Origin of the sequence: Halomonas citrativorans (assembly GCF_900163645.1) — a bacterium.
GTDB classification, from domain to species: Bacteria; Pseudomonadota; Gammaproteobacteria; order Pseudomonadales; family Halomonadaceae; genus Vreelandella; species Vreelandella citrativorans.
In genome coordinates, this window is record NZ_FUKM01000034.1 from 1 (window position 1) to 22,840 (window position 22,840).

General features: G+C 50.8%; 16 protein-coding genes. 7 read left to right on the forward strand and 9 right to left on the reverse strand.

The window, feature by feature from the left end:
* Nucleotides 1-408: 408 nt before the first annotated feature.
* The gene (locus tag CZ787_RS09170) at nucleotides 409-1,314 is read right to left on the reverse strand and encodes a L,D-transpeptidase family protein (RefSeq protein ID WP_254908599.1); all 906 of its coding nucleotides are present in this window, start codon (nucleotides 1,312-1,314) and stop codon (nucleotides 409-411) included.
* Between the two features lie 289 nt (nucleotides 1,315-1,603).
* Here CZ787_RS09170 and CZ787_RS09175 point away from each other — a divergent pair, with 289 nt between their 5' ends.
* On the forward strand, nucleotides 1,604-2,281 hold the full coding sequence (locus CZ787_RS09175) for a response regulator (protein ID WP_087108432.1): 678 nt from the start codon (nucleotides 1,604-1,606) through the stop codon (nucleotides 2,279-2,281).
* Complete coding sequence (locus tag CZ787_RS09180; RefSeq protein ID WP_087108434.1) at nucleotides 2,278-3,585, forward strand: ATP-binding protein; 1,308 nt, start codon at nucleotides 2,278-2,280, stop codon at nucleotides 3,583-3,585. Before CZ787_RS09175 ends, CZ787_RS09180 begins: the two co-directional genes overlap by 4 nt.
* An 11-nt stretch (nucleotides 3,586-3,596) precedes the next feature.
* Here CZ787_RS09180 and dsbG read toward each other — a convergent pair whose 3' ends face one another.
* From dsbG to dsbD, 3 genes are read right to left on the reverse strand one after another with little or no spacing between them, the layout of a single operon-like run.
* Nucleotides 3,597-4,379, reverse strand: coding sequence for a thiol:disulfide interchange protein DsbG (gene dsbG, locus CZ787_RS09185; protein WP_087108436.1), 783 nt, complete (start codon nucleotides 4,377-4,379; stop codon nucleotides 3,597-3,599).
* A gap of 26 nt (nucleotides 4,380-4,405) precedes the next feature.
* Entirely contained in the window at nucleotides 4,406-5,230 is an 825-nt protein-coding gene (locus tag CZ787_RS09190; RefSeq protein WP_041158406.1) for a TlpA disulfide reductase family protein, read from the reverse strand.
* Nucleotides 5,227-7,104, reverse strand: coding sequence for a protein-disulfide reductase DsbD (dsbD, locus tag CZ787_RS09195; RefSeq protein ID WP_087108454.1), 1,878 nt, complete (start codon nucleotides 7,102-7,104; stop codon nucleotides 5,227-5,229). Before dsbD ends, CZ787_RS09190 begins: the two co-directional genes overlap by 4 nt.
* 458 nt (nucleotides 7,105-7,562) lie before the next feature.
* Here dsbD and CZ787_RS19225 point away from each other — a divergent pair, with 458 nt between their 5' ends.
* The gene (locus tag CZ787_RS19225) at nucleotides 7,563-8,087 is read left to right on the forward strand and encodes a DMT family transporter (protein WP_328514778.1); all 525 of its coding nucleotides are present in this window, start codon (nucleotides 7,563-7,565) and stop codon (nucleotides 8,085-8,087) included.
* Nucleotides 8,088-9,181: 1,094 nt separating this feature from the next.
* On the opposite strand, the gene CZ787_RS09210 is transcribed toward CZ787_RS19225, so the two are convergent.
* The 4 genes from CZ787_RS09210 to CZ787_RS09225 all read right to left on the reverse strand — a co-directional run bounded on the left by CZ787_RS09210 (nucleotide 9,182) and on the right by CZ787_RS09225 (nucleotide 17,068).
* Nucleotides 9,182-10,678, reverse strand: coding sequence for an aminotransferase class V-fold PLP-dependent enzyme (locus CZ787_RS09210; RefSeq protein WP_254908597.1), 1,497 nt, complete (start codon nucleotides 10,676-10,678; stop codon nucleotides 9,182-9,184).
* 253 nt (nucleotides 10,679-10,931) lie between these two features.
* Nucleotides 10,932-12,161: an alpha-hydroxy acid oxidase gene (locus CZ787_RS09215; RefSeq protein WP_254908598.1), complete on the reverse strand. Its 1,230-nt coding sequence runs from the start codon at nucleotides 12,159-12,161 to the stop codon at nucleotides 10,932-10,934.
* A 147-nt stretch (nucleotides 12,162-12,308) separates the two neighbouring features.
* Entirely contained in the window at nucleotides 12,309-15,446 is a 3,138-nt protein-coding gene (locus CZ787_RS09220) for an FAD-binding and (Fe-S)-binding domain-containing protein (protein ID WP_087108440.1), read from the reverse strand.
* Between the two features lie 506 nt (nucleotides 15,447-15,952).
* The gene (locus CZ787_RS09225; RefSeq protein WP_087108442.1) at nucleotides 15,953-17,068 is read right to left on the reverse strand and encodes a hydroxyacid dehydrogenase; all 1,116 of its coding nucleotides are present in this window, start codon (nucleotides 17,066-17,068) and stop codon (nucleotides 15,953-15,955) included.
* A gap of 361 nt (nucleotides 17,069-17,429) precedes the next feature.
* Here CZ787_RS09225 and CZ787_RS09230 point away from each other — a divergent pair, with 361 nt between their 5' ends.
* The 4 genes from CZ787_RS09230 to CZ787_RS09245 all read left to right on the forward strand — a co-directional run bounded on the left by CZ787_RS09230 (nucleotide 17,430) and on the right by CZ787_RS09245 (nucleotide 21,396).
* On the forward strand, nucleotides 17,430-18,389 hold the full coding sequence (locus tag CZ787_RS09230) for a tripartite tricarboxylate transporter substrate binding protein (RefSeq protein ID WP_087108444.1): 960 nt from the start codon (nucleotides 17,430-17,432) through the stop codon (nucleotides 18,387-18,389).
* Between the two features lie 72 nt (nucleotides 18,390-18,461).
* Nucleotides 18,462-18,917, forward strand: coding sequence for a tripartite tricarboxylate transporter TctB family protein (locus tag CZ787_RS09235; RefSeq protein ID WP_176372202.1), 456 nt, complete (start codon nucleotides 18,462-18,464; stop codon nucleotides 18,915-18,917).
* A gap of 10 nt (nucleotides 18,918-18,927) precedes the next feature.
* Nucleotides 18,928-20,469, forward strand: coding sequence for a tripartite tricarboxylate transporter permease (locus CZ787_RS09240; protein WP_087108448.1), 1,542 nt, complete (start codon nucleotides 18,928-18,930; stop codon nucleotides 20,467-20,469).
* Between the two features lie 246 nt (nucleotides 20,470-20,715).
* Nucleotides 20,716-21,396, forward strand: coding sequence for an RraA family protein (locus CZ787_RS09245; protein WP_087108450.1), 681 nt, complete (start codon nucleotides 20,716-20,718; stop codon nucleotides 21,394-21,396).
* A gap of 288 nt (nucleotides 21,397-21,684) precedes the next feature.
* On the opposite strand, the gene CZ787_RS09250 is transcribed toward CZ787_RS09245, so the two are convergent.
* A complete protein-coding gene (locus tag CZ787_RS09250; RefSeq protein WP_087108452.1) occupies nucleotides 21,685-22,368 on the reverse strand; it encodes a GntR family transcriptional regulator in 684 nt (227 codons plus the stop codon).
* Nucleotides 22,369-22,840 lie beyond the last annotated feature (472 nt).

Consider the following 22,840-nt stretch of genomic DNA (forward strand, 5'->3'; position numbering starts at 1 on the left):
GAATGCAGAGCTTCAAGCTACGCTGATGATAAGATGGCAGTTGACAACTCTGAGCGGCCATTGAGTGTCTACGAGACTAGGGTCGATTCAGCCTCCGTGCTTAATGCATTTAGCAAAGTTGAAAATATACGATGACTTGGCTTATAACCTGGGTTTAACTAACCAACTGTAAAGAGCTTCGCGCTCGTTTACCGCTCGACTATAGCGTTGCAGCTATTGCCTACCACCATGATTTATTCCCTTTGTATGCTCCATTTATCCCTGAAGAGCGCCGTAAACGATGACTTGCATGGGGGAATGGGGCACAGGGAACAGTAAACCTGGCGACGGACGTGGCGGCATCACTTGTGAAAGTACTTTGCCACGTTTAAACCCATAACAACCACTAACATTCACTAAAAAGATGGACTAAATTAGCGGCTCTATAGATCCATTCCCCCTTCTAAGCGCGTTCTGCATTACTTCATAATCAATGTTTGAGCGCTTTTTTTCCGGTAATTTGTCGGCATAGTTAACGATATCCAGCAAGTCGTTCATGTTCGTTTCTTGTTCATTAAACGAAGTAAATGCCTGCAAGTACGGTAAGTGGTCGGTGTCCCAGCCAAGCTTGACCGGTTCATCGATAATATTGACTTGGGTGCCGTTGGGTATTTGCTCAAATACAGCTTTAATATCGTCGGGGTGCATACGAATACAACCCCGACTGGCACGCATACCAATACCATCTGGTTGGTTCGTGCCGTGGATTAAATAGCCAGGAATATCCAATAAGATAGCGTGCTGACCGAGTGGGTTATCAGGCCCTGGCGGAACGACATTGGGCGGTGGGTCGCCGCGTTCAGCCGCTTCCTGGCGAACAGATTCGGGTGGATACCAAGCGGGATCCTCAAGGCGCATAGTGGTTTTAGTAATCCCCAATGGTGTATCGAATCCATCTCGGCCGATGCCAATGGGATAAGTCTCGACGCGAGGTGTTTCTCCCTCTTGCACCTCGGGATAGTAGTAAAGCCGCAGCTCTGCGATATTAATGACCACACCTTTACGCTCCACATCCGGCAGTATGTGCTGCGCTGGAATTTGAACCTGCGTTCCTTTACCGGGAACCCAAAGACTGGTGTCAGGATTGGCCCGTCGAATTTCCTCATATCCGACACCGTGTGCGTGAGCAATATCGAGCAAGGTATCCTTTTCGTTCTCTACTTGAACGGTATAGGCCTCACCGACGATATTGCCGGTTTCAGGCAATAGATAATGTCCTAGTGGCCGTGAGGTCTCGCCAAAAGCCGAAAATGAAACAAGCCACAATGCCACCATGAATACGCAGCGAAGCAGTCGACCACTGACTGCAGGTTTTACAAAGCAAGAGTTCATAAGAAACGTTACTCACTATACGACCAAAAGCTCATTAGGCATGATGAACATTAACTGTAAATGAAGCGTGGATGTGGATAATGGCGGCTTTTGGCATTACATAATGCTGTTTAGTTGTTGGTTTGGATGGTTTCGATCTATCGGCTGCAAAATGGGGCTGCCTCATATTAACTTCATCCCCTAATGGCATACTGCTGATAGAAACCATTTTCTATGACCTTGAGGAGTAAGTATGCGGGTATTACTGGTCGAGGATGATGCCCCGGTAGCGGCTGGCGTCGAAGCAGGATTGGCACTGAGCGGCTTTGTGGTTGATACCGTCACCACCTTGGATACTGCGAAAGGCGCGCTAGCCACCATTAACTACGATGCTGTTATTCTCGACCGTCGATTGCCCGATGGAGATGGTTTGACGTTATTGAAGCATTGGCGTCATGCGAGCGTGGCGACGCCAGTGCTGATGCTAACGGCTCGAGATGCGGTAGCGAGCCGCGTCGAGGGCCTTCAGGGAGGCGCAGACGACTATTTGGTCAAGCCGTTTGATCTTGACGAGTTAACAGCCCGGCTCCAATCGTTATTACGCCGTACGGCAGGGCAAGTGGATCACGCCATTCGTCACGGTAGCCTGGCATTAGACCCCGTCACACGTAGCGTCACGTTGGATGGAGAACCCGTCGTCCTGTTGCGACGCGAGTTAATGCTGCTGGAAGCATTAATTCGAGCTCGCGGGCGAATTCTGAGCGCCGATCAATTGAAGGACTGCCTTTACGGTATTGATGATGAGATCGAAAGCAATGCGCTTAATGTGCACATCTACCAACTGCGTCGCAAGCTGGGACGCAACGTGATCGAAACCGTGCGAGGTTTGGGTTATCGACTTGGCAAATACAACAGTGATGCGACCTCATGAATCTGCGCTTACGTCTGGTTGCTACACTTGGAATTACTCTCGTGCTGCTATGGAGTATCACTGCCATATGGTCAATGCGCGACCTGTCGGCGCAGTTGGAAGAGTCTCTGGATCAGCGTCTGGCTCAATCGGCGCGAATGGTGGCTGGTTTGTTGGATCGCGTGCCAGCAACGTCTTGGAACGGTACAGAAGATGAAACGCCAACGATTCCTTCGCTGGATGGTATCGCTTGTCGAGTATCATCGCTTCGTGGTCAAGTGGTGGCGGGTACGCATCCGGAAATGAACGACGTGCTTGCCGTTGAGGCTGAGGGGTATCGTTATCGCGAGCACAACGGGCAGCGCTGGCGAGTTTACACGTTAGTTGATAACGACAAGCGTATTACGGTGGCTGATCGTCTGAAAGAGAGAGAAGCACTGCTGCTGCAGGTTCGCCGGGCCGCGCTTTACCCATTTCTACTGGCGCTGGTGGGCAGTCTTGTTGCGCTATGGTGGGGGGTAACACGAGGACTTGCGCCGCTTGCCAAGTTACAACAACGACTTATTCTGCGCGAACACAATGACCTTTCGGCACTACCTCTTCATGGATTGCCTGGTGAAATTCGCCCGCTGATCGATAGTTTCAATACGCTACTGGCACGAACGCGACGTATGCTTGAATTGGAGCAGCGCTTTACCGACGATGCTGCCCACGAACTTCGTACACCGTTAACTGCCGTTCGCACACATCTGCAAATCGCGAGGCGTGTTGACGGTCACCAGCAGTACGAAGCGATGCAGCAAGCTGAAGCTGGGGTAGATCGACTAACGAAAACGCTTGGTCAGCTTTTGCTATTGGCGCGAATGGAAAGTGAGGACATCACACGTGCCCGTCGTCCTGATCCTACTCCTCTTGGGGGGGCACTGGTGGCTGCGATGACAGAAACCGGTAGCCGTGATCATTGTCATTATCCCCAAGGCGTTAACCAAGTACATGTCGCCCTATCTGAGCCGCTTCTCGTGACGGTTCTACGCAACCTGCTCGAAAATGCGATGCGTCACGGCGCACCCGGTGCGCCGATAGAGATTTCCGTACAGGAATCAAAGGGAATGACAGTCATCGATATCACTAGTCAAGGTGAAACCATTGCTGCCGAACACCTCTCCCGACTGACGGAGCGCTTTCATCGGGGAGATCATCCTAAAGGTAGTGGCTTGGGTCTTTCGATCGTCGAGGCGATTGTCACCCGGGCAGGAGGCCGAGTGACGTTCGCATCTGGCAATGGTGTTGGGCTACGAGTGACGCTTCAATTGCCTTCGGGTTGAACCCGTTTAGATTAAGGTGAATCACTCCCCATAATGGCTCGAAGCTTATCGGGCGAGGGAGCACCCATCACACTGTGCACGTCACCGTTGTCATCCTGATAAAAGGTCGCTGGCGTTGCGAAGAGTTGGCCATCGCGCATTAGCTGGGTGTTTTCGCTAACCCACTGCTCGCTTTGGTCATCCCCTTGATTTTCGGGCATGGCATCGTTGCGGTAATGCTCAGCCAGCGCTTCGCCAGGATTATCCGCATTGAGTATCGCGGCTGCCTTTTCAGGGCTGTCTGCTTTGAGAATACCTACCATCAAATGACGAACCTGAACGTCGCCACTTTCAACCCAGGGTTGGGCGTCTTCCCACAGTTGGCGGCAGTAAGGACAGTTGGGGTCACTAAAGGTATATACGATACGGGGTGCCTCTTTATCGCCATCGCGCACCCAGTGTTGGCTATCCATTTTTTGCCATAACTCGGCGTTTCTTTGACCGTTGACGAGTTGCTCTAGCCGCTCAGCTGAAACGTCCTGGCCCTCGGCATTGATCAGTGTACCAACTAGCGCATGCTCGCCTCCCGAGGTAAGGTATGCCGCAATCGTCTGGCCACGAGCACTACCTGCATATCCAGTCAGCCCGTCCGGCGCATCGAATTCTCCATGAATCGTGAGACCTTGCTGTTCGAGCTCTTGAATAGGGGCGGGCCACTCAGCGGCAGTTGCAGGCAGACTTGTTGCCAGCGCGATGCTAGTCCCAAGCGTTAGTGTGAGGCGTAGTGGTGTCATACAGGCGTTGAAAGCGGCCATGTGTGTTGTCTCCAAAGTGAGGTGAGTTAGAGGTTGAAACGCGCTAGACTGCGATCGAGCGTGGCGCGAGACAGCTCTCCAAAGTGGGTGTCGATAAGCGTGCCATCGGCGTTGTAATAAAGCGTGGTGGGCATGGCCATGGCACCCACGTCATGGCCGAGCGCATTGTTCCGGTCGAGGTAGACATTATCGAGGGTGAGTGACTCTTGCTGTAAAAAGGCACTAACGGTGCTGAGGCTCTCGCCCTGATTGACGAACACGAACGTCACGTCGTCTCGCTCTTGTTGAGCCTGCTCAAATACAGGCATTTCGCGTCGACACGGCGGGCACCAACTGGCCCAAAGATTGACCACCATGGGGCGATCAGCTTCGCTTAGCATAGTGGGAAGAGTCACTTCGTCATGCTTAAGCGTGGTTAACGCCGTCGAAGGAATGCTAGCACCTTGAGATACCATGAGTGTCAGTGCCCCCGCCGTCAGCGACCAGGTCAGGGCCCCTGATATTACGGCTGTTCCGAGAGGACCGCGCTCGTGAGGTTGGCGCCATAGCCGCCAAGCAAGGTAAACCAAGGCGACGACAAGGCCCGCTAGCGGCTCGAAGCCGCGATCGCGTATGTCAAACCACGACCAGAACGTATCGTAGCTTTCGCCATATTGAACGATGAAAACAAGTCGCGCCCCGATCACACCCAAGAGCATGGCATTGAAGATGCTATCGCCAACGTTGACCTTTCGACGGCGGCCTAGCCAGCCTCCGATGATCAGTGCGATAACTATCGAAAGCATCAGCAAAAGCTGCCCTACGCTCAGAGCTAACGGGCCGATAACGAGGCTGCGATCCAGGGGACTCATGAACCACCTCCAGTGGTACTGCTGCCGGTTTGTTTGGCCTGATCGAAGCGCTTCAGAAATGTGTCAGCGTCTAGTTCGCCGATAATGCGCGCACTGCGCCGCTCGTGCCCGTCAGAGCCGAACCACATTAGCGTTGGCGGCCCAACGATGCCGAAGTGCTCCATGATCTCCTTGTCAGATGCGTCGTAGTTAGTTACGTCGATGCTCAACCGTTGCACATTCTCCAGTTCGGCTTGAACAGTGGGGTCAGCGAAAACTTCCTGTTCGATCACCTTACAAGAGATACACCAGTCGGCCGTAAATTCGACGAGCGTCATCTGGCCGCTAACCCCGGTTTGATCAATACGGGCATCAAGCGTGGCTAGATCTTCAACCTCATCAAAGGTAAGCGGTTGCTCATTGTTTGAGCCTCCATTAGTTGATGTAAAAATCGCTAGCGGACGCCAAGGATCAGAGGCACCGCCGGCAGCGCCGATTAACATTAGCGCGCTCCATATGGCTATGCTTGCTGCACTGGCCGTCAAGACTTGAGGCGTGATGCCACTAAGGCCTTCGTTCCGAGCAAGCGACATGAGGGCTATCGCAAAGCTAAGTGTTAGAGCGCCCCAAAGGCCGAGAACGATGGCATCAGGTATTATGCGAGCCACAAACCAAATCGCCATCCCCAGTAATACAAAGCCGAAAAGCGCTCTAATGCGAATCATCCAGGCACCCGGCTTAGGTAGAAGCTGGCTACCCACGGTGCCGATCAGGATGAGTGGTAGACCCATTCCGAGTCCAAGCGATAACAGGGCTGCGCCGCCCAACCAGGGGTTGCCACTATCGGCAATGAACAGTAGCGCTCCCGCTAGCGGTGCGGTCATGCAGGGACCCACTAGCAGTGCAGAGAGCACGCCCATGATGGCAACCCCTTTTAAACGCCCGCCGCGTTGACGTGCCATGCCTGCATCAAGCCGCTGGCGAAGCGCTCTCGGTAGCTCTAATTCGAACAAGCCGAACATGGCCAAGGCGAGAACGATAAACAGTAGCGAGAACAGGCCTATAAACCAGACGTTCTGAAATAGCATTTGTAGATTGGCGCCTGCCATGGCAGCGGCCACGCCGAGTAACGCATAGGTGGCCGCCATGGGCAGGACGAAGGCAGTAGACATTACGAAGCCTGCCGCTCGGTGGCTCTCACCCACCTCTCGTCGCCCCACGATCAGGCTCGAAAGGATCGGTATCATCGGCAATACACAAGGCGTGAACGTCAGTAACAGCCCCATGCCGAAGAATGCCGCCAACGTCCAGAACCAATTACCTCCGGCCAATTGCGCCGCCAGTTGCTGGTCTTCTGCCAACGTATTTTCTGGGTCAGAAGTAGGGTTTTCTCCAAATGAGGATTCGTTCGTGGCATCCGATGTTTCGTCCGTTTTGGCTATGTCCTGGCCAGCAGACGCTAAGTCAAAGGTCTGTTCCTGAGGTGGATAGCAAAGGCCCGCATCGGCGCAGCCCTGCCAGCGAAGAGTAATCGTTTCAGCGTTGCCAGGCTGGGTGGTCATACTCAACGAATGACGATAAACCTCAGAACGTCCAAAATACTCGTCCTCAATGGTTTCCCCATCAGGAATATTCAGCGATAGCTCACGCCCTTCGGCTTCGGCAGAAAAACGGTGCCGATAAAGGTAGTAGTCGGGCTCAATTTGCCAATCAATTTCCAACGATTTGCCATCATGGCTAAGTGTTGGCTTGAAAGCCTGCTCTGGAGGAAGAACGCTCTCGTGCTGACTAAAAAAAGATTGTGCGGTGGCTACAGTAGTAACACTTAGCAAACCCAGTAATAACACCCATTGCACTAGCCAAAAGCAAACGGCCTTTTGTAGTGGCCTGTTCATAGCTCGCATTTCCAGCACTCCTGATTCGATGCTGGGTAGGATGGCTTATGGGGATTAACTGAAAATGAAGCTTTTTCTGCTAATGGCTTGGCTGGTGTACAGACGGCCCTATCTGACACTCGGGCAGTGACCGACGCCTTGCTTTCAGCGGCCCGGAGCAGGATTCCATGAAGCCCCTATCCGCCGTCAACTATGTTAGTTCAGCACGAAAAAGGGAGGTTATAGGATGGGGGCGAGTACAACTTTTGTGCTGCTGGCGGAGCTTTTCTGGGGGTTAGCTGGAAGGGGCGTCGGGATCCTTATGGCCGACGGTTGGGACGCGTTCGTGGTTTCCTTCTACCGGGTTGCGAGCGGACTGTTGTGCGTTCTCATCTGGATAATACTGCGTCCACAAAGTAGAGGCCTGACAAACCGCCAGTATCGGCGTAACGGGTAACTTCTCGTTCTATTTCTTAAGTATTGCGCACGGCAGCGTTGCTGTTGGGGCTGCGCTGATGTACAGCGCCCCAGTCTTCGTATATCTCGTATCCTTCGCTCTAAGGCTCGAAAGTCCCACGCCTCTGAAGTGGGCCGCGATCGCAGTCGTACTTCTTGGTGGCGTGTTGCTGACACGGATTTATGACATCGGTGCGATTGGAGTTACGGCGGTGGGTGTAGGTGCTGGTCTGCTTGCCAGACTGTCCTACGCAATATTCATTTTCGGATTCAAGTATGCGGCGCCACATGGTAGCCCGCGGGCTATTCTCTCTATAGCGCTTACGGTACTTGCCACTAATCTTATCTGGCCGAGGAGTGATGTTGGCCAAGCGGTTGCTGTCCTGGGCACGCCGGGTTGGCCGCTATTCGCAGTACTCGGTGTGCTCGGCGCAGGTTTGTCTTTTGTTCTTTATAACTTCGGCTTGCATCATACTGCCCCGGCCGTGCCTCCGTTGTGGAAATGGTCGAACCGGTCACCGCGACGCTGTTTGGAGTCGTGGTGTTAAGCGAAACCCTGGTAGGGCCGCAAATTCTGGGTATGGGATTGATATTAGTCACAGTGACCGCGCTGAGCGTCTTTTTAAACTCTGGACGGCCATCTCCGGATAGAGCCACTAGCTGGTTAGCATTCTGATCCAGAATCCACCGCTGTGATTGCTGATATCTGTAGGAATCGACAACTTGCGAAGGGTGAACAGAGAAAGGTAACGAGTTATTTCATGGTTTATTTGCTTGCTGCCTAGCTAAATATTATAGAAGGCGCGGAGTAGCCAAACCGCTCAAACTACCCATTATATCAAAACTTACTAAATTTCCGATCTTGGCCGAAACGAGGAATGCTCGTGCTTAGGTGCTATCGACCCTGAGCGGCCCTTCCGGGGAAAGCGGCATGCTGTTTCAGCCGTGTTAGACCTTTCCTATTGAGGTGGTAAGAATAAGAATTTGGAGATGGAAGTGATCAGTCGCGGTTCTGAGTGGCACAGATGGGAGTCGCATATCCATGCGCCCGGCACTATCCTCAACAATCAGTTCGGTGTATCCGACCCCTAGAGCTCCTACTTTTCGACGCTCGAAGCCTTGACGCCGAAGATCGAGGCGGTCGCTGTGACTGACTACTACGTTACCGACACATACGAGGAATTCCTTCTGCATAAGGACGCAGGCCGATTGCCCGACGTGTCGCTAATCTTCCCTAACATCGATACCGCTATTGGTGGTGTCCCTCCTCGGCAGCTACTGATGACAGCTTAAATTTCTACGAATAGCTGCTTCGTAAAGTGGGGGGATTACAGCACCTATGGTACGGTTTCTCAAAAGCCAGTTACTATTTATGATTGAACAAGTTAGGCGAAATGAGCGTAACGAATGAAAAGTGCTTTAAAGGGCTCGAAACCGAAGTATACGGTTAAAAAAATCATATCGCCGAATCGCGCTGGAGATAAAGGCCACTTGCGAAGCGTTTCGAATCGTTAGTATGTGTGCCATTCAATGTGCTCTTTCCCCGTCCTGGACCGCAACGGGGCATAGCGGGAGCGCAAAATAACTCTGGCAAACAGGCACTGTCGCTATGGTGCTGGCATGATCAATATGAACTTTTGCCTCAGTGCTCAGTGAGAATAGTCCCCAGTGCTTGCAGACAAATATCGATTTCTTCAGGAGTGTTATAGTGAGCAAGAGAAATACGGGTTATCGAGGCCAAGCCAAACGGTCGCAGGATGTTCCCCGAAAAAGCGTCATCGCTTCGGGCATGAACACGTATGCCATGCTCGCCTAGATAGGCCACTATCTGAGTGGCGTTAATACCCTCTATTGCAAAAGAGATAGTTCCTTCCCGGTATGGAGAATCGACCTGCCCAATTAGTTTTACCCTTGGCAATGACCCCAGCCCGGGAAGCTTCTCTGTCCCCTCGATCAAGCGTGTAACTAACGCTTTTTCATGGGTGTGCATGGCTCTGCCCGCCGCCAAGAGTCGCTCACGCCGCAAAATGCTGTCTGTGAAAGAACTACCCAGCCACTCCAAATATTTCACCACCTCATCGGCACCGGCCAGTGCCGATGGATCACGACTGCCTAACTCCCAGACATTGTCGGGTTTACCCGCCAGACGATCGTGATCCACTATACTCAGTCGCGGAGATACCCAAGCATACCCATTATTAAAACGGCAAAAAGCCTTGTACATTGAAATGACATACCCATCCACACCATAGGCTTCAACGTCAAGCGCACCATGGGGTGCATGCTGGATGCCATCAACTATGATGTAGCATTCTGGTGCGATCGTCCTAATGCTTCGAGCAATCTCCGCTACATCCTGAACCATGCCGGTGACCGGACTGGTATGTATGATGGTAGCCACTCTAGTGTCTGGCTGTACCACTGCTTCGTAATCTGCTGCAGTAACACGACCGCTTGCAGTATCAAAAGGGACCTTCAGCCATTCCCGGTTGGTGCGCCGTGCCCATTGGACAGTCGCGTCAAATGTTGCCGGGTGCTCTAGCTCACAGGCTACTACGCTCCCACCGGTCGGCGCAGCCATTGAGGCAGCCCGAATAAGTCGGAAAAGGCATTCGGTCCCTGTTTCTCCCCCGAAAATCACGCTATCCCCCTCATTAGCACCAAAATATGTTGCAAGTGCCTGCCTACCTTTGGTCACAACTTGTGACATTGCGTGAGACGCGAGGTTGTTGCGATGTTCATTATCAGGGATGCTAGCTATTTCTGAGCCTCGCTCTATCACTGATTTGAGTGTCAGAGTGCCGCCTGCATTCTCAAAATAAATGCGCTTACCAGTAAACGGGCAATGGTCTACATGGCAAAAGCGCTCACGGATAGCAGCTAGTAACTCGGGAGAAAAACTCTGGGATGCATTTTTATACGTTGGCGTGTCGGCGCCGGGAGCATGTATGTTTGTCATCTTATTTATCTCCAAAAATTGATAAGGAATCATGTAGTAGCGGTGCGATGTTGGCACCAGTGTGCGAGAACAAGTGCCAAGATTGCTGATAAGAATAGCGTTAGCGACAGAAGATGGAATAAAAAGGCTATAAGATCCCATTGTGCTATTTGCATTTATGATTTGAAGGATCTGGCTCAAGTCCAGTGGAGTAGCATGAGAGCGTTGACAGTGATAAAAATCTATTAAGCGATTTTCAATCGCGAAGACGAGAGTCGGCTAGGCATCGTATAAATCTTTGGGTAAGGCGTCGGTTACTGTCATTTTAAAAACCATAAATCATGGGAACCAGTACGGAAATGGGTATCCGTGGGATTGCCTTTTCTCACATCACTCAGGCCATGAAAAAGGCTCATCGTATGTCCTTCTCTAAAGAGGATTCATGTTAGCCGATCTAACAGGATTGACTTCGTTTATTATGTAGAAAGTCAGAGTTCAGTTGTTGAAGGTCCGTTATACCTAGCAGTGCCATGTTTCTAGCAATTTCGTTACGCATGAGAGAGGCTGCATGTCTGACGCCGTCTTCACCAGCCACGGCAGCGGCATAACCAAATGGTCGACCGATAAAAACAAAACTTGCCCCTAAAGCTAATGCCTTCAAAACATCTGTCCCTCTACGAAACCCACTATCTATCATTACGGGAACTTTGCCCGCAGCATCCACTATACGGGGCAGCACCGTCAAAGGAGATACGGCTCCATCCAACTGACGACCACCGTGATTTGACACTATCAAAGCATCGACACCAATTTTACAAGCACGTGATGTGTCCTGAACGCTTAGGATCCCTTTTAAAATCAGGTTTCCAGGCCAAAGATCACGGATGTAGGCAAGATCATCCCAATCTAAGCCTCCTCTGTCTGAGATGTCGCGGTTGACACTGGCAGAGAAAATTGGGGCTCCATGAGTTGCGTAGTTATTTTCGAAATACGGCATCCCATGCGTAACTAAAGTCCGTAAAAATGTTGAGAAAAGCCAACGAGGATGACTCATTCCATCCCAAGCAAGCTTGATACTAGGCCGCAGAGGCGATGAGAAACCAGCGCGCCGGTTGTTGTCGGGATTGGTTGCTACAGGAACATCGACCGTAATCACTAAGTTATGAAACCCTGCCTTTCTAACGCGTTCAACGAGTGAGTGGATGGCTTCTCGCCCAGCCGGAAGGTATGCCTGAAACCATGCAGTTGGCGATTGTTGAGCAAGTGTTTCCATCCTTATTAAGGACGATCCGCTCATGATCATGGGAATACCAGATTGTTCAGCTCCACTCGCCAATACCAAGTCTCCGCGGTAGGCTGATAGCGCTGCTAGGCCCATTGGTGCAATCCCAAATGGGGCTTCGCAAGTTTCGCCCAATATCGTGGTTTTTTGAGAGATATTAGTAACATTTACCAATGTTCGAGGGACGAACTCAAATGTATCGAAGGACATACTATTGGACCTTGCCGTCCTGCCATCTTCAGCATTATTAGCAATATATGAAAAGATGGAATGTGGTAGATGACGCTTAGCAGCCTTCTCGAAATCATGCAGGTTTAGGATAGAGGAAAGGCGACGATGATATCGCTGGCTCTGTGCCGTTTGCTTGGGTTGTTTTTCTTGATTGTTCATTGCGGCGCTCATGATTCGATTTCCTATGTTTTCATTTTTTTAACACGTGTGGCGTTATCCCATGTAATGGTAGCCGCCAGAGTTTGGTGAGAATGGTTCCTCCGTTACTACTTAATTGGCTTGTCTACTTGGAACTTTCCGGGTAGCAACAATGCTAGGCTACGGAACTGCATGTTCTGCACTGTTAGTCCAGCCGCAGCGTTTGAGTTCTGAGAGCAGAGCTTGAAATGGATGGGGTAGAGCTACGTCTGAAAGCCGCTTGGCCTGGCTTCGGCAGGAGTATCCGCTAGCTAGTAACCGCCCGGCATTGGTTGGATTTTCCACACGGAGCTGCCATGACTGGGAGTAGATGATCTTCGAGGTTTCGAAGTTGCGCGCTTCATGGCCGTAGGTGCCGGACATCCCACAGCAGCCCGTGGCTACTACCTCCAACTTGAGACCGAAGGCTGCGAACAGCTGCTGCCATGCTTTGGGCGTGCCGGGTTCGTTGGTCTTCTCGGTACAGTGGGCGACCAGCTGGTAGCCCGGATCACGGAGGCATAAGCCCTCAGGTAACAGGGTTGGGGCGCGAGCCACAAGCCACTCTTGAAGCATTAGCACTTCAGGCACCTTCTCTGGGCCAAGCGCATTCGTATACTCCTGGCGGTAGGTCAGGGTCATGGCTGGGTCGATGCCCACCAGTGGCACACCAAACTTGGACAGTGTTCTGAGACGTTTGGCCTGCTTAGCCGCTGTACGTTCGAAGGCGCCCAGGAAGCCTTGTACTTGCAGTGGCTTGCCGTTGGGCGCGAAGGGGGCGACGAAGACACGTATATCCAGCCGCAGGAGAAACTCGACGACGTCCATCACCAGCTGCGATTCGAAGTAGCTGGTGAAGGCGTCCTGTACTAGCACTACGCTTTTGGCCTTCTGGGCCTCAGTCAGCTGGCCCAACGTGGTGGGAGAGGCTATCTCCACACCCCAGGCTTTGAGCTGCTTGCTGAGGCCGGCCCGGGACAGCCGCGGGCTGTCGACCATGCCGATGGGCCCAGCCAACAATTTGTCCACCAGACCGTTGCCAAGGACTGCGTTGTAGAACGGGGCGATCCGCGAAAGCGTTGGCAGCATAAATTCCAGGCCGCCAATCAAGTAGTCACGCAGCGGGCGCAGATAGCGGCTGTGATAGAGTTCCAAAAACTGCGAACGGAAGGTCGGCACGTTGACCTTCACTGGGCACTGGCCAGCACACGATTTACAGGCCAGGCAGCCGGCCATGGCCTCATACACTTCGTGGGAAAAGTCCGCCGCGCCGCGCCGCCTGGCATAAGTGTTCATAAGCCGCAGCGGAAAGTTCTGGATGAAGCCCCTGGTGCCCTCGGCCCGCTTCCTTTGCGACTCATTGAGCACATCGACACCGGCGTTACCCTGCAGGCGCAGCCATTCGCGCATCAGGCTGGCACGGCCCTTGGGCGAGTGAATGCGTTGCCGAGTGGCTTTCCAGGACGGGCACATGGCGTCGTTCGGATCGTAGTTGTAGCACGCGCCGTTGCCGTTGCAGTAGACAGCGTCATCATGGGCCTGCCAGACCCGTTCGTCGATCTGGCGATCAAACTGGCCGCGGGTCGGCACGCCGTCTATAGTCAACAGTCCCGGATCGACCCATTTCACCGGCTGCTCACTCACATCCGCTTCGCCCTCTTTGAGAGGGGTGGCGATCTTGCCGGGGTTGAGCTGATTGTGGGGGTCGAAGGCGGCCTTGAGCCGTCGCAAGGTGGGATAGAGAGGACCGAAGAAGGCCGGGGCGTACTCAGAACGCACGCCCTTGCCGTGCTCACCCCACAACAGACCGCCGTACTTCTGCGTCAGTGCGGCGACCTCGTCGGAAACCTCGCGGATCAGCTCTTCGTCGGCAGGGTCCTTCATATCTAGTGCCGGGCGCACGTGGAGTACTCCGGCGTCGACATGGCCGAACATGCCGTAAGACAGGCCCCGAGCATCGAGCAGGGCGCGAAACTCGGTGATGTAGTCGGCTAGGTGCTCCGGCGGCACCGCGGTGTCCTCGACGAAGGGCAGCGGGCGCCGCTCGCCCTGGATGTTGCCGAGCAGGCCCACGGCGCGCTTGCGCATGCCGTAGATCCGGGCGATCTGCTCGCGCCCCTCCGCCAGGGTATAGCCGATGCGCTTGACGCTCGTGTCATCCTCAAGATGACGGCAGAAGTTGGCAACCCGCACGTCTAGCCGTTCGGGGTCGTCGTCGTTGAATTCCACCAGATTGATACCGTCCACCGCTTCAGCCCCCGCGGGGAAGAACTCGGCGACGTTATCCCAGATGAAGTCCTGCATGGCCAGGTCCAGTACCTTGTCGTCCACCGTCTCGATGGAGGTCGGGGTGGCACTGCTTGCCATTAGCGCCTTGGCGTCGCGCAGGGCGTCCATGAAGCCAGCGTAACGCACGTTGACCAGGGTAGAATGGGCCTGAATCGGCAGCACATTGAGCACTGCCTCGCTGGTGAAGGCCAGCGAGCCCTCTGCGCCGCACAGCACGCTGTTGAGATTGAAACGACCATCTTCGGTGCGCAGGTGCGCCAGGTCGTAGCCGGTTAGGCAGCGGTTGAGTGGCGGGAAGGTGTCGCGGATGCGCTCGCGCTCGCTGTCGATGATTTCGCGGGCCTCCCGGTGCACTTGGCCCACGGCGTCGTCGCGCGCACACAGGGCATCGAGCTCGGCTTCGCTCACCGGCCGGGTGACGAGGAGCTCGCCGCCGAGCAGCACGCTGTCGAGCTCGATGACATGATTGCGGGTTTTGCCGTACTCGCAGCTGCCCTGTCCGCTGGCATCGGTGGCGATCATGCCGCCGATCGTCGCCCGGTTGGAAGTGGAAAGTTCTGGTGCGAAGAACAATCCGTAGGGCTTCAGGGCGGCATTAAGCTGATCCTTGATCACCCCGGCCTGAACCCGAACCCGGCGGGCTTCGACGTTGATATCGAGTATGGCATTCATATGTTTAGATACGTCGACCACCAGCCCATTGGTAAGTGATTGGCCGTTGGTGCCAGTGCCACCGCCGCGGGGGGCCAGAACCACATGACGAAACTCATTTCTGGCGGCCAGCCTGGCGATATGCTGCAAGTCGTTTACGTGCCTTGGATATAGCACCGCCTGAGGTAGGTACTGATAGAGCGAATTATCGGTTGCCAGCACTGTGCGGTTGGCGTAATCCGGGGCGATCTCACCATCGAAGCCAGCATCCACTAAGGCCTCAAGGAAATGGAGATAATCAGCGCCGACACGTTCGGTATTGCCCAGATGTGCAATCATGTGGGTATCACTCCTCCATGTTTGGTCGTGGTGCCTATGCGACAAAAAGACGCAAAACGGTCATATGCCTTCCACCTGATCACAATGCGGATGCCGGTTGTTTGGTACCCGACCAAAGACGTCACGCCGATGGAAGATAAAGCAGTTTGGCGTGTAAAAAGGCTATCTTAGATGGAGTCTTCGGCAGGTATCGAAGTTATGGATATATGCTATGTGTTGTTCTGGCGGTACAGAGATGGCATGTAACCCCCATCTTAGAGAGGTCGACTGTCACTGAGCTGTTATTGCTCAATGATTCTTGTAAGGAGTTGTCGAGCGAGAAATTCACATCAATATTTTCCAAGCACTGGTTGGGAGAGTTTTTAGCTACCTATTGAACTGGTTAGAAAATTTAAAACATAAGAAGCCGTTAGACCGCGATGGCTTCTTTAATAAACTTTCTGTTAGCGTTCAGTCTGTCTGAAACAATTGTTCATTATATTTTTTATGAAATCATTATCAGTGTGTTATGAAACTTTAGTTTTGTAACCCGCAGGTTTTTTGCCGAAGACCTTCTCGTAGCGCAATATGTATTTTGGCAAAGCTTCCGGGTTAACAAGCCTGGTAGGCATGTGGCCGTCAAGAGTATGGATAACTTGTTCTGCCGCCCAAGAGGCTATATTTCTACGGGCTTCATGTGTCACCCCTGCCGTATGATAAGTTGCTACTACATTTGGCATGGTCAGCAGAGGGTGATCGAGTGGGGGAGGTTCAACATCCCAAACATCCAGACCAGCACCCGCTAAGTGCCCAGTTTCCAGCGCTTCTTGTAAGGCCGACTCTGAATGAATGCCACCTCGTGCTGTGGTAACGAAGATTGCACCGGGTTTCATGGCCTGAAATATAGCCGCATTAAACATCTGTTCTGTGCTTGCATCACGCGGGCAATGTAGAGACACGACATCGGACTCAGCCAGCAGCACCTCTAAATCAACTTTTTTAGCCCCACGTTCGGCTATCGTCGGAGCATCCAATTCAGGGTCAACAGCAAGAATTCGCATATCGAGGGCTCTTGCAAGTTTTGCGACACGCCGACCTATATGCCCTATACCTACCAAGCCAAGTGTTTTCCCACAGAGTTCATTTCCCATCAAGCTTTCACGACTGAAGCCGGTGTCGCTGCGTAGTCGACGGTCGGACTCACCTAAGCGCTTTGAAATTGAGATCATTAGTCCGATAGTGTGTTCCGCAACAGATACAGCGTTGGCACCTGATTGACTCATCACCAACACACCCGCTTTTGTACACGCATCAACATCGACAGTATCGTAGCCTGCTCCTGACGTAGATACACAAAGTAGATTGGGAGCCTTGGCCAGCAACTCGGCATTGGCCCGCCAATGCAAGGGGGTCTCGTCCTTAGCAGAGGAAATCTGGTAAGCATGAGCCTCTCTCAGTACAGCTGTGCTGGTAGCGTCATCAGCATCCGCATCAGTAGGCAATGTGGTCAATCTATATTCGGGATTGGCCTCGAAGATTTCCTTCATGATGGGGTTATACCAGACGTCAAGGCGAAATACTGACTTGAGTGACTCTGACGCTGAATCCGTTACATCGCTTGAAAAAGAGGTAGGTGTTTGCATGTCTCGGCCCTATTTATGTCTAAGAATATTTTGTATTTTTTTATCTGTATTAAGATAAATTTTTAATTTTCACCATATGTAATATGGCTTTTGGTTCGAAAGCGCTCTGTGGCATTCGCCTAATGACGATAAGAACAATATAAGTACAATATTTTTCAGATGTCTATATCGGAGCGGAAAAAATAGCATGCTCCTAAAGTATAATGTTTTTATATTTATTTTAAAATCAATAATTTGAATTGGTTTTATGGGTAGGGTTTTGTACTCTTCCCTTAGTTGCTTGCTATGCAAAAATTCCTGTGCTTTTATTTGATTGCACTTTAAAAAATACAATTAACGATTACATGCACCGGAGATTATCATGCATCTCAAAACCAGCCGCTCTCTGCTCATCCTCTGCACCACGTCGCTTGTCTCAAGCTTGGCTCTAGCCGACTACCCAGAAAGACCGATCGAGATGATTGTTGCTTACTCAGCTGGAGGTGGGACTGATGTCGCAGCCCGGACACTCGTCCCTTATCTTGAGAAGCATCTTAATGCTGACATCACTGTCGTTAACCGGCCTGGAGCCGGAGGAGAGGTTGGTTTTACTGCTCTCGCCAATGCTAAGCCGGATGGCTATACCATCGGTTTCATTAACACACCCAATGTCATATCAATCCCCATTGAGCGCGACACTCGATACGAATTTTCCGATTTCTCACTTGTCGCGAATATAATTGATGATCCTGCCGGCTTTAGCGTCCACCCTGACAGCTCTTTTCAAACGTTTGAGGAATTGGTTGAGTACGCGAAAGCCCACCCTGGAGAACTCACCTATGGCACTTCAGGCGTCGGTGGTGATGATCACCTTGCCACGCTTGCACTAGAACGTCAGGCCGATATCGAGATGAACCATGTTCCTTTCCCGGGAGCTGCGGATGTGCGACAAGCCCTGATGGGTGGTCATATCGATATAGGTGTTATCAACGTCAGTGAGATAGCTTCAGCTGCCAAGGCGGGGCAAGTAAGGACATTAGCTCAAGGAGGTGAAGAGCGCTGGGAAGAAGCTCCAGATGTTCCTACCTTCAAGGAGCTGGGCTATGATCTCGTCATGGGGTCTGCCCGTGGTATAGCTGCGCCTGCGGGTGTTCCCGATGAAATTATTAATAAGATTTCTGAGGCTGCTAAAGCGGCCATAGAAGAAGAGGAATTCCAGGCTGCAGCAGATCAGCAATCCTTGCCTCTTTCATATCTTGCGCCAGAAGATTATCGAGCCATGCTTGAAGAACAACAAGAGCGTTTCCAAGCGCTCTGGAATGAGTCTCCCTGGAACGAGTAAGCATGCCTTAAGCTAAGGAGCACCGTGATGCCTCCACCACGGTGCTATCTTCGTAAACCAGGAGCAATAATAATGATCCGAAAGGCCAGCATTGAATTAGCGGTTGCGATACCAGCTGCAATATTGAGTGTTTTAGGCGCGTTACACGCCTCAAGTTTTCCACAGCAAACAGCCTATTTGCCAACAACTGTTCTAAGTATTATGTCGCTACTGCTTGTACTGTGGGCATTTCAATCAGTGATGGCCTTGCGTCGAAACCAATCAAGCACGCTAATACTTGAAAAAGGAAAAGCTAGGCGGTTTCTGTTGCTGGTATTGTCTACTGCGACTCTCATAGCTCTCGCTCCCGCTCTGGGTTTTGTAACTTCATTTTTTATTTTTATTCCCCTTTCAGGCTTTATTCTGGGGTATAAACATTGGAAGCCGCTCTTGGCAGCTGGCACCATATTTTCCCTTCTTATATACCTGATTTTCAAAGTATTGCTCAGTCGCCCTCTACCTCCTGAGCTATTCATCCATCTATTCTGAGAGTCACGTCATGTGGGATAACATCCTAAGTGCTTTGCCTTTGCTCTTCTCACCCTCGGTACTTATCGCCATGTTAGTGGGAACGACGATCGGCGTTTTCATTGGTGCTTTGCCGGGCTTATCAGCCACTATGGGAATAGCAGTACTCATCCCATTGACATTTACGATGGAGCCGCTTGTAGCTTTAGGCATGATGGCTGGTATCTTCAATGGTGCCATGTATGGTGGGGCAATACCTGCCATTCTTTTACGGATCCCTGGCACGCCAGCCGGTATAGCTACTGTGTTTGACGGTAACCCTATGGCGCAAAAGGGTGAAGGCTTGAAAGCAATGAAAATCGCGCTTATGTCTTCGTGTATTGGCGGTTCGATCAGTGCGTTATGCTTGCTTTTGCTTAGCCCACCCTTAGCATCACTGGCTTTAAGGTTTGGGCCTGTTGAACTATTTTGGATAGCTGTTTTTGGCTTAGCAGCTATCTCAGTATTATTAAGTGACGTTCCGGTTAAAGGCCTTATCAGTGCCTGTTTTGGTCTTTTAATAGGCATGGTAGGAATTGACAGTATGTCAGGCTACGAACGTTTTACTTTCGACGTCTTAGAATTGAGCAGCGGTATCAGTATCCTCGTAATTTTGACTGGGCTGTATGCCATCCCTCCGGCGCTTACTCTTGCCCAGGAAGCGACTCTGATAAAAAAAGGCGCCGAAGCAAATAGTTTGAGTGCGAGTAAATCCAAAATAAGGTGGAGTTTTTTCATCCCTACGTGGTGTCGGGCATCTATTATTGGCGTAATCGTCGGCATCATTCCTGGTACTGGGGGCAATATTGCAGCCATGCTGTCATGGAATGAAACGAGAAGAGTGTCGAAGGATAGCTCACGCTTTGGCAAAGGCGCACCGGAAGGTGTGGCCGCAGCGGAATGTGCCAATAACGCCGATAATGCTTCATCTCTCATACCAGCACTTACTTTAGGCATTCCAGGCAGCTCCGTGTCTGCCGTGATTCTTGGCGGACTGCTTGTCCATGGGCTTCAACCAGGGCCCGAGCTGTTCACTCAATCAGCTCCTGTCACGTATGGATTTATACTGTCAATGCTGGTGACATCAATCATGCTGTTCTTTGTCGGCCGCGCTGGTGCCAGAGTGTTTATTAATGTCATGTATATGCCGCCATTGATCTTGGCACCTATCATCATTGCTTTGACGGCTATTGGCATTTATGCAATCAACAACAGCATCTTTGAAGTTTGGCTGGTGTTTTTCTTTGGGATTATTGGCTGGTGTATGGAGCGTCTGAGCATTCCGCTCGCTCCAGCTGTTCTCGCAGTTATTCTTGGCCCTATCGCCGAATCTAGTCTACGAAGGGCAATGATAATTGGAAGGGGAGATTTTGCCTTTCTTTTCTCTAGTCCGATCGCCTTAGTGCTTGTGACAATTATCACTCTTACAATTCTTAGCCCTTTAATTCGTAGGGTTATTGGCCACCCCTTGCTCAAACGAGCCTCTATTCCACAATCAAACGACTCAGACCAGAAGAAGCACCTTGATTCGTAGTGGCTAAAGGTCGCCGTGTCGCTTGAGCATTGATGCCTTCATTCAGTAGACACTTGCTCGACCTGCCGCTTAGACAAAAGGCGTGATGTATAGTGAACTCCACCAATATTAAACCTTAATGTAGCAAGGGTTAATCGAACCGGACTGGAGGTCGCTGCCAAGGAGCTATCAGCTCACGACATTATGTGACTTCACGTCATATACCCAAATGGGCGCATGTGCCCAGTCAATTAGGAGATAGGTTCAATGAGCATTGGATTTCGCATACTTAAAAGACGAGAAATGGTCACTTCCGAGTTGGCATCGTCATTCGACGATGTACCAGTTGCCAATGTCAGCGATTCGATGGCCAGAATGACCTCGGCGGGTCCGTGTCTTCGTCCCTTTCACGGTGGAGGGAAGAGATTGTCGGGAGCTGCGCTAACCGTCAAGACACGTCCTGGTGATAACTTGATGTTTCATAAGGCGCTAGATATGGCGCAGCCAGGAGATGTCATTGTTGTCGACGCTAGTGGTGATCTCACCAACGCAATGATGGGCGAATTAATGGCGCACCATGCTGCAACTCTCGGCGTGGCTGGTATAGTCATTAATGGAGCCATTCGAGATATAGATGAAATTTATAAACTTGGGCTTCCTGTATATGCTGCGGGAGTAACACATCGTGGTCCTTATAAAGATGGGCCAGGAGAGATAAACGTACCTATCGCCATTGGGGGAATGGTGATTTCACCGGGTGACTTAATCATAGGGGATGAGGACGGTGTGCTTTGCGTCCCGCGTGAACAAGCTGAGGAGCTGCTGGCGGCGGCTCAGGTAAAACAAAAAGCTGAACAAGAAGAGCTAACCAAAATACATGCAGGCTGTAGCGACCGTAACTGGGTCGATAAGGCTTTGAAGGATAAAAATTGTTTTATTGAGTCATAATAGCTAGGCTTGCATATTGCTTTATAATAATTATTTATTGTTATTCTCTATTGACCGAGCTGTTGTTTAATGACTTATTAGTTGTTGCTGTAGCTTCAATATTAAAAAATAAAAGATTAATTCTTTAGTCTTCGTTAATGCTTAGGAAAATGCTTTTTCAGCTTAGTATGACAAGCCAGGGTCAACTACTGTCCCTGGCTTATTCCTACATCCATAATGCAATATATTATCTAAAAACTATCAAGTTGATTGGGCGGCTGTACGGCCTGGGTATTTCAATAGTAAGGTTTAATCAACTGGCAAGGTTGATTTTCGCAGATGCATACTTTCATTTTTATTACGACTGATAATAAAGGTACATAATGCCGCTCTTAGGTGAACAGTCATAACCTCGCTAGCATAGTTTTCTGACCCAATTTTTATGGCATGTACCAACTCTCGATGATGGTTCATAGACCTTTTCATATCTTCTTCGGAATAAATATAGAATCCAATAGTAATGGGTATTTCTACAAGATTTTTGGCGATCTCAGCAAGCCTTTTTGATCTAGATGCTTCCATTAAAGTGGAGTGAAACTTACGATTTTTTTCCTGTATTTTTTTTAAATACCCCTCCGGTTTTGTTCTTACCAGTTCATCCATTTTAATGGATAAGTCCAACAGATTATTAATTTGCTCGGGGGTCGCTCTTAGCGCAGCCAATCCCGCAGCTTTCGATTCTATCTGAATTCTGAGATCGAAAACTTCTTTGATATCATCAGTATTCCAAGTAGAAACGAAAAAACCACGACTTGGTTCTCGATAGAGAAGGCCGTCACGTGTCAGTCGGTTCATTGCTGCGCGAACAGGAGTACGACTGACATCCAGCAGCTTTGCAATTCTTTCTTCCTTGACTTGCTCGTCAGGAGCAAGGTCGCCACCCATGATTTGTCGCCGTAGAGTCGTATATACTTGGTCAGTCAGTTTTGTCATTTTTTTAAAAAATAAATTAATTAATGTTCTTCATACTATAACTCAAAATGTTGATCACTTTACACACTCTGAGTCAGCTATTTCAGTGATTTTAATAGTACTTCGTAGTCATCTGCGTATTTTCTTGCTTCTATCTGTTGTATCTCTGTGGAGACTTTCACCTCGACTAGATAAGCGGCCTATTTGCGCACGACAATTACGAAACTATTTATGCCCTAAATACGCATTTCACGCATCCAAAGAGCGTTGCTGCAATTATGGCTTGGTTTGAGTTACGTAAACGTCGTGGATGGCGGCTTTCCCTAGAAGGCTACTCTACGCAGGGAGCATTTTCATGTATCTGATAGAATCTAACTATCTCGATTAAAAGACTGGTATTGGTGCTTAGGTTTCTGAAGACGATAAACCAGACGCTGGATTCTGGCAAGGTGATGGATAATGTCATTTCTAGATTAGCTAAAGGACCGCTCTT

What these genes read in the sequence shown, in the direction of transcription:
- CZ787_RS09225 (WP_087108442.1), bottom strand. Translation starts at nt 17,068, where the DNA reads ATGCAAACACCTACCTCTTTTTCAAGCGATGTAACGGATTCAGCGTCA.
- CZ787_RS09230 (WP_087108444.1), top strand. Translation starts at nt 17,430, where the DNA reads ATGCATCTCAAAACCAGCCGCTCTCTGCTCATCCTCTGCACCACGTCG.
- CZ787_RS09190 (WP_041158406.1), bottom strand. Translation starts at nt 5,230, where the DNA reads ATGAGTCCCCTGGATCGCAGCCTCGTTATCGGCCCGTTAGCTCTGAGC.
- CZ787_RS09175 (WP_087108432.1), top strand. Translation starts at nt 1,604, where the DNA reads ATGCGGGTATTACTGGTCGAGGATGATGCCCCGGTAGCGGCTGGCGTC.
- CZ787_RS09235 (WP_176372202.1), top strand. Translation starts at nt 18,462, where the DNA reads ATGATCCGAAAGGCCAGCATTGAATTAGCGGTTGCGATACCAGCTGCA.
- CZ787_RS09180 (WP_087108434.1), top strand. Translation starts at nt 2,278, where the DNA reads ATGAATCTGCGCTTACGTCTGGTTGCTACACTTGGAATTACTCTCGTG.
- CZ787_RS09240 (WP_087108448.1), top strand. Translation starts at nt 18,928, where the DNA reads ATGTGGGATAACATCCTAAGTGCTTTGCCTTTGCTCTTCTCACCCTCG.
- CZ787_RS09170 (WP_254908599.1), bottom strand. Translation starts at nt 1,314, where the DNA reads ATGGTGGCATTGTGGCTTGTTTCATTTTCGGCTTTTGGCGAGACCTCA.
- CZ787_RS09250 (WP_087108452.1), bottom strand. Translation starts at nt 22,368, where the DNA reads ATGACAAAACTGACTGACCAAGTATATACGACTCTACGGCGACAAATC.
- CZ787_RS09220 (WP_087108440.1), bottom strand. Translation starts at nt 15,446, where the DNA reads ATGATTGCACATCTGGGCAATACCGAACGTGTCGGCGCTGATTATCTC.
- dsbG (WP_087108436.1), bottom strand. Translation starts at nt 4,379, where the DNA reads ATGGCCGCTTTCAACGCCTGTATGACACCACTACGCCTCACACTAACG.
- CZ787_RS09245 (WP_087108450.1), top strand. Translation starts at nt 20,716, where the DNA reads ATGAGCATTGGATTTCGCATACTTAAAAGACGAGAAATGGTCACTTCC.
- CZ787_RS09215 (WP_254908598.1), bottom strand. Translation starts at nt 12,161, where the DNA reads ATGAGCGCCGCAATGAACAATCAAGAAAAACAACCCAAGCAAACGGCA.
- dsbD (WP_087108454.1), bottom strand. Translation starts at nt 7,104, where the DNA reads ATGAACAGGCCACTACAAAAGGCCGTTTGCTTTTGGCTAGTGCAATGG.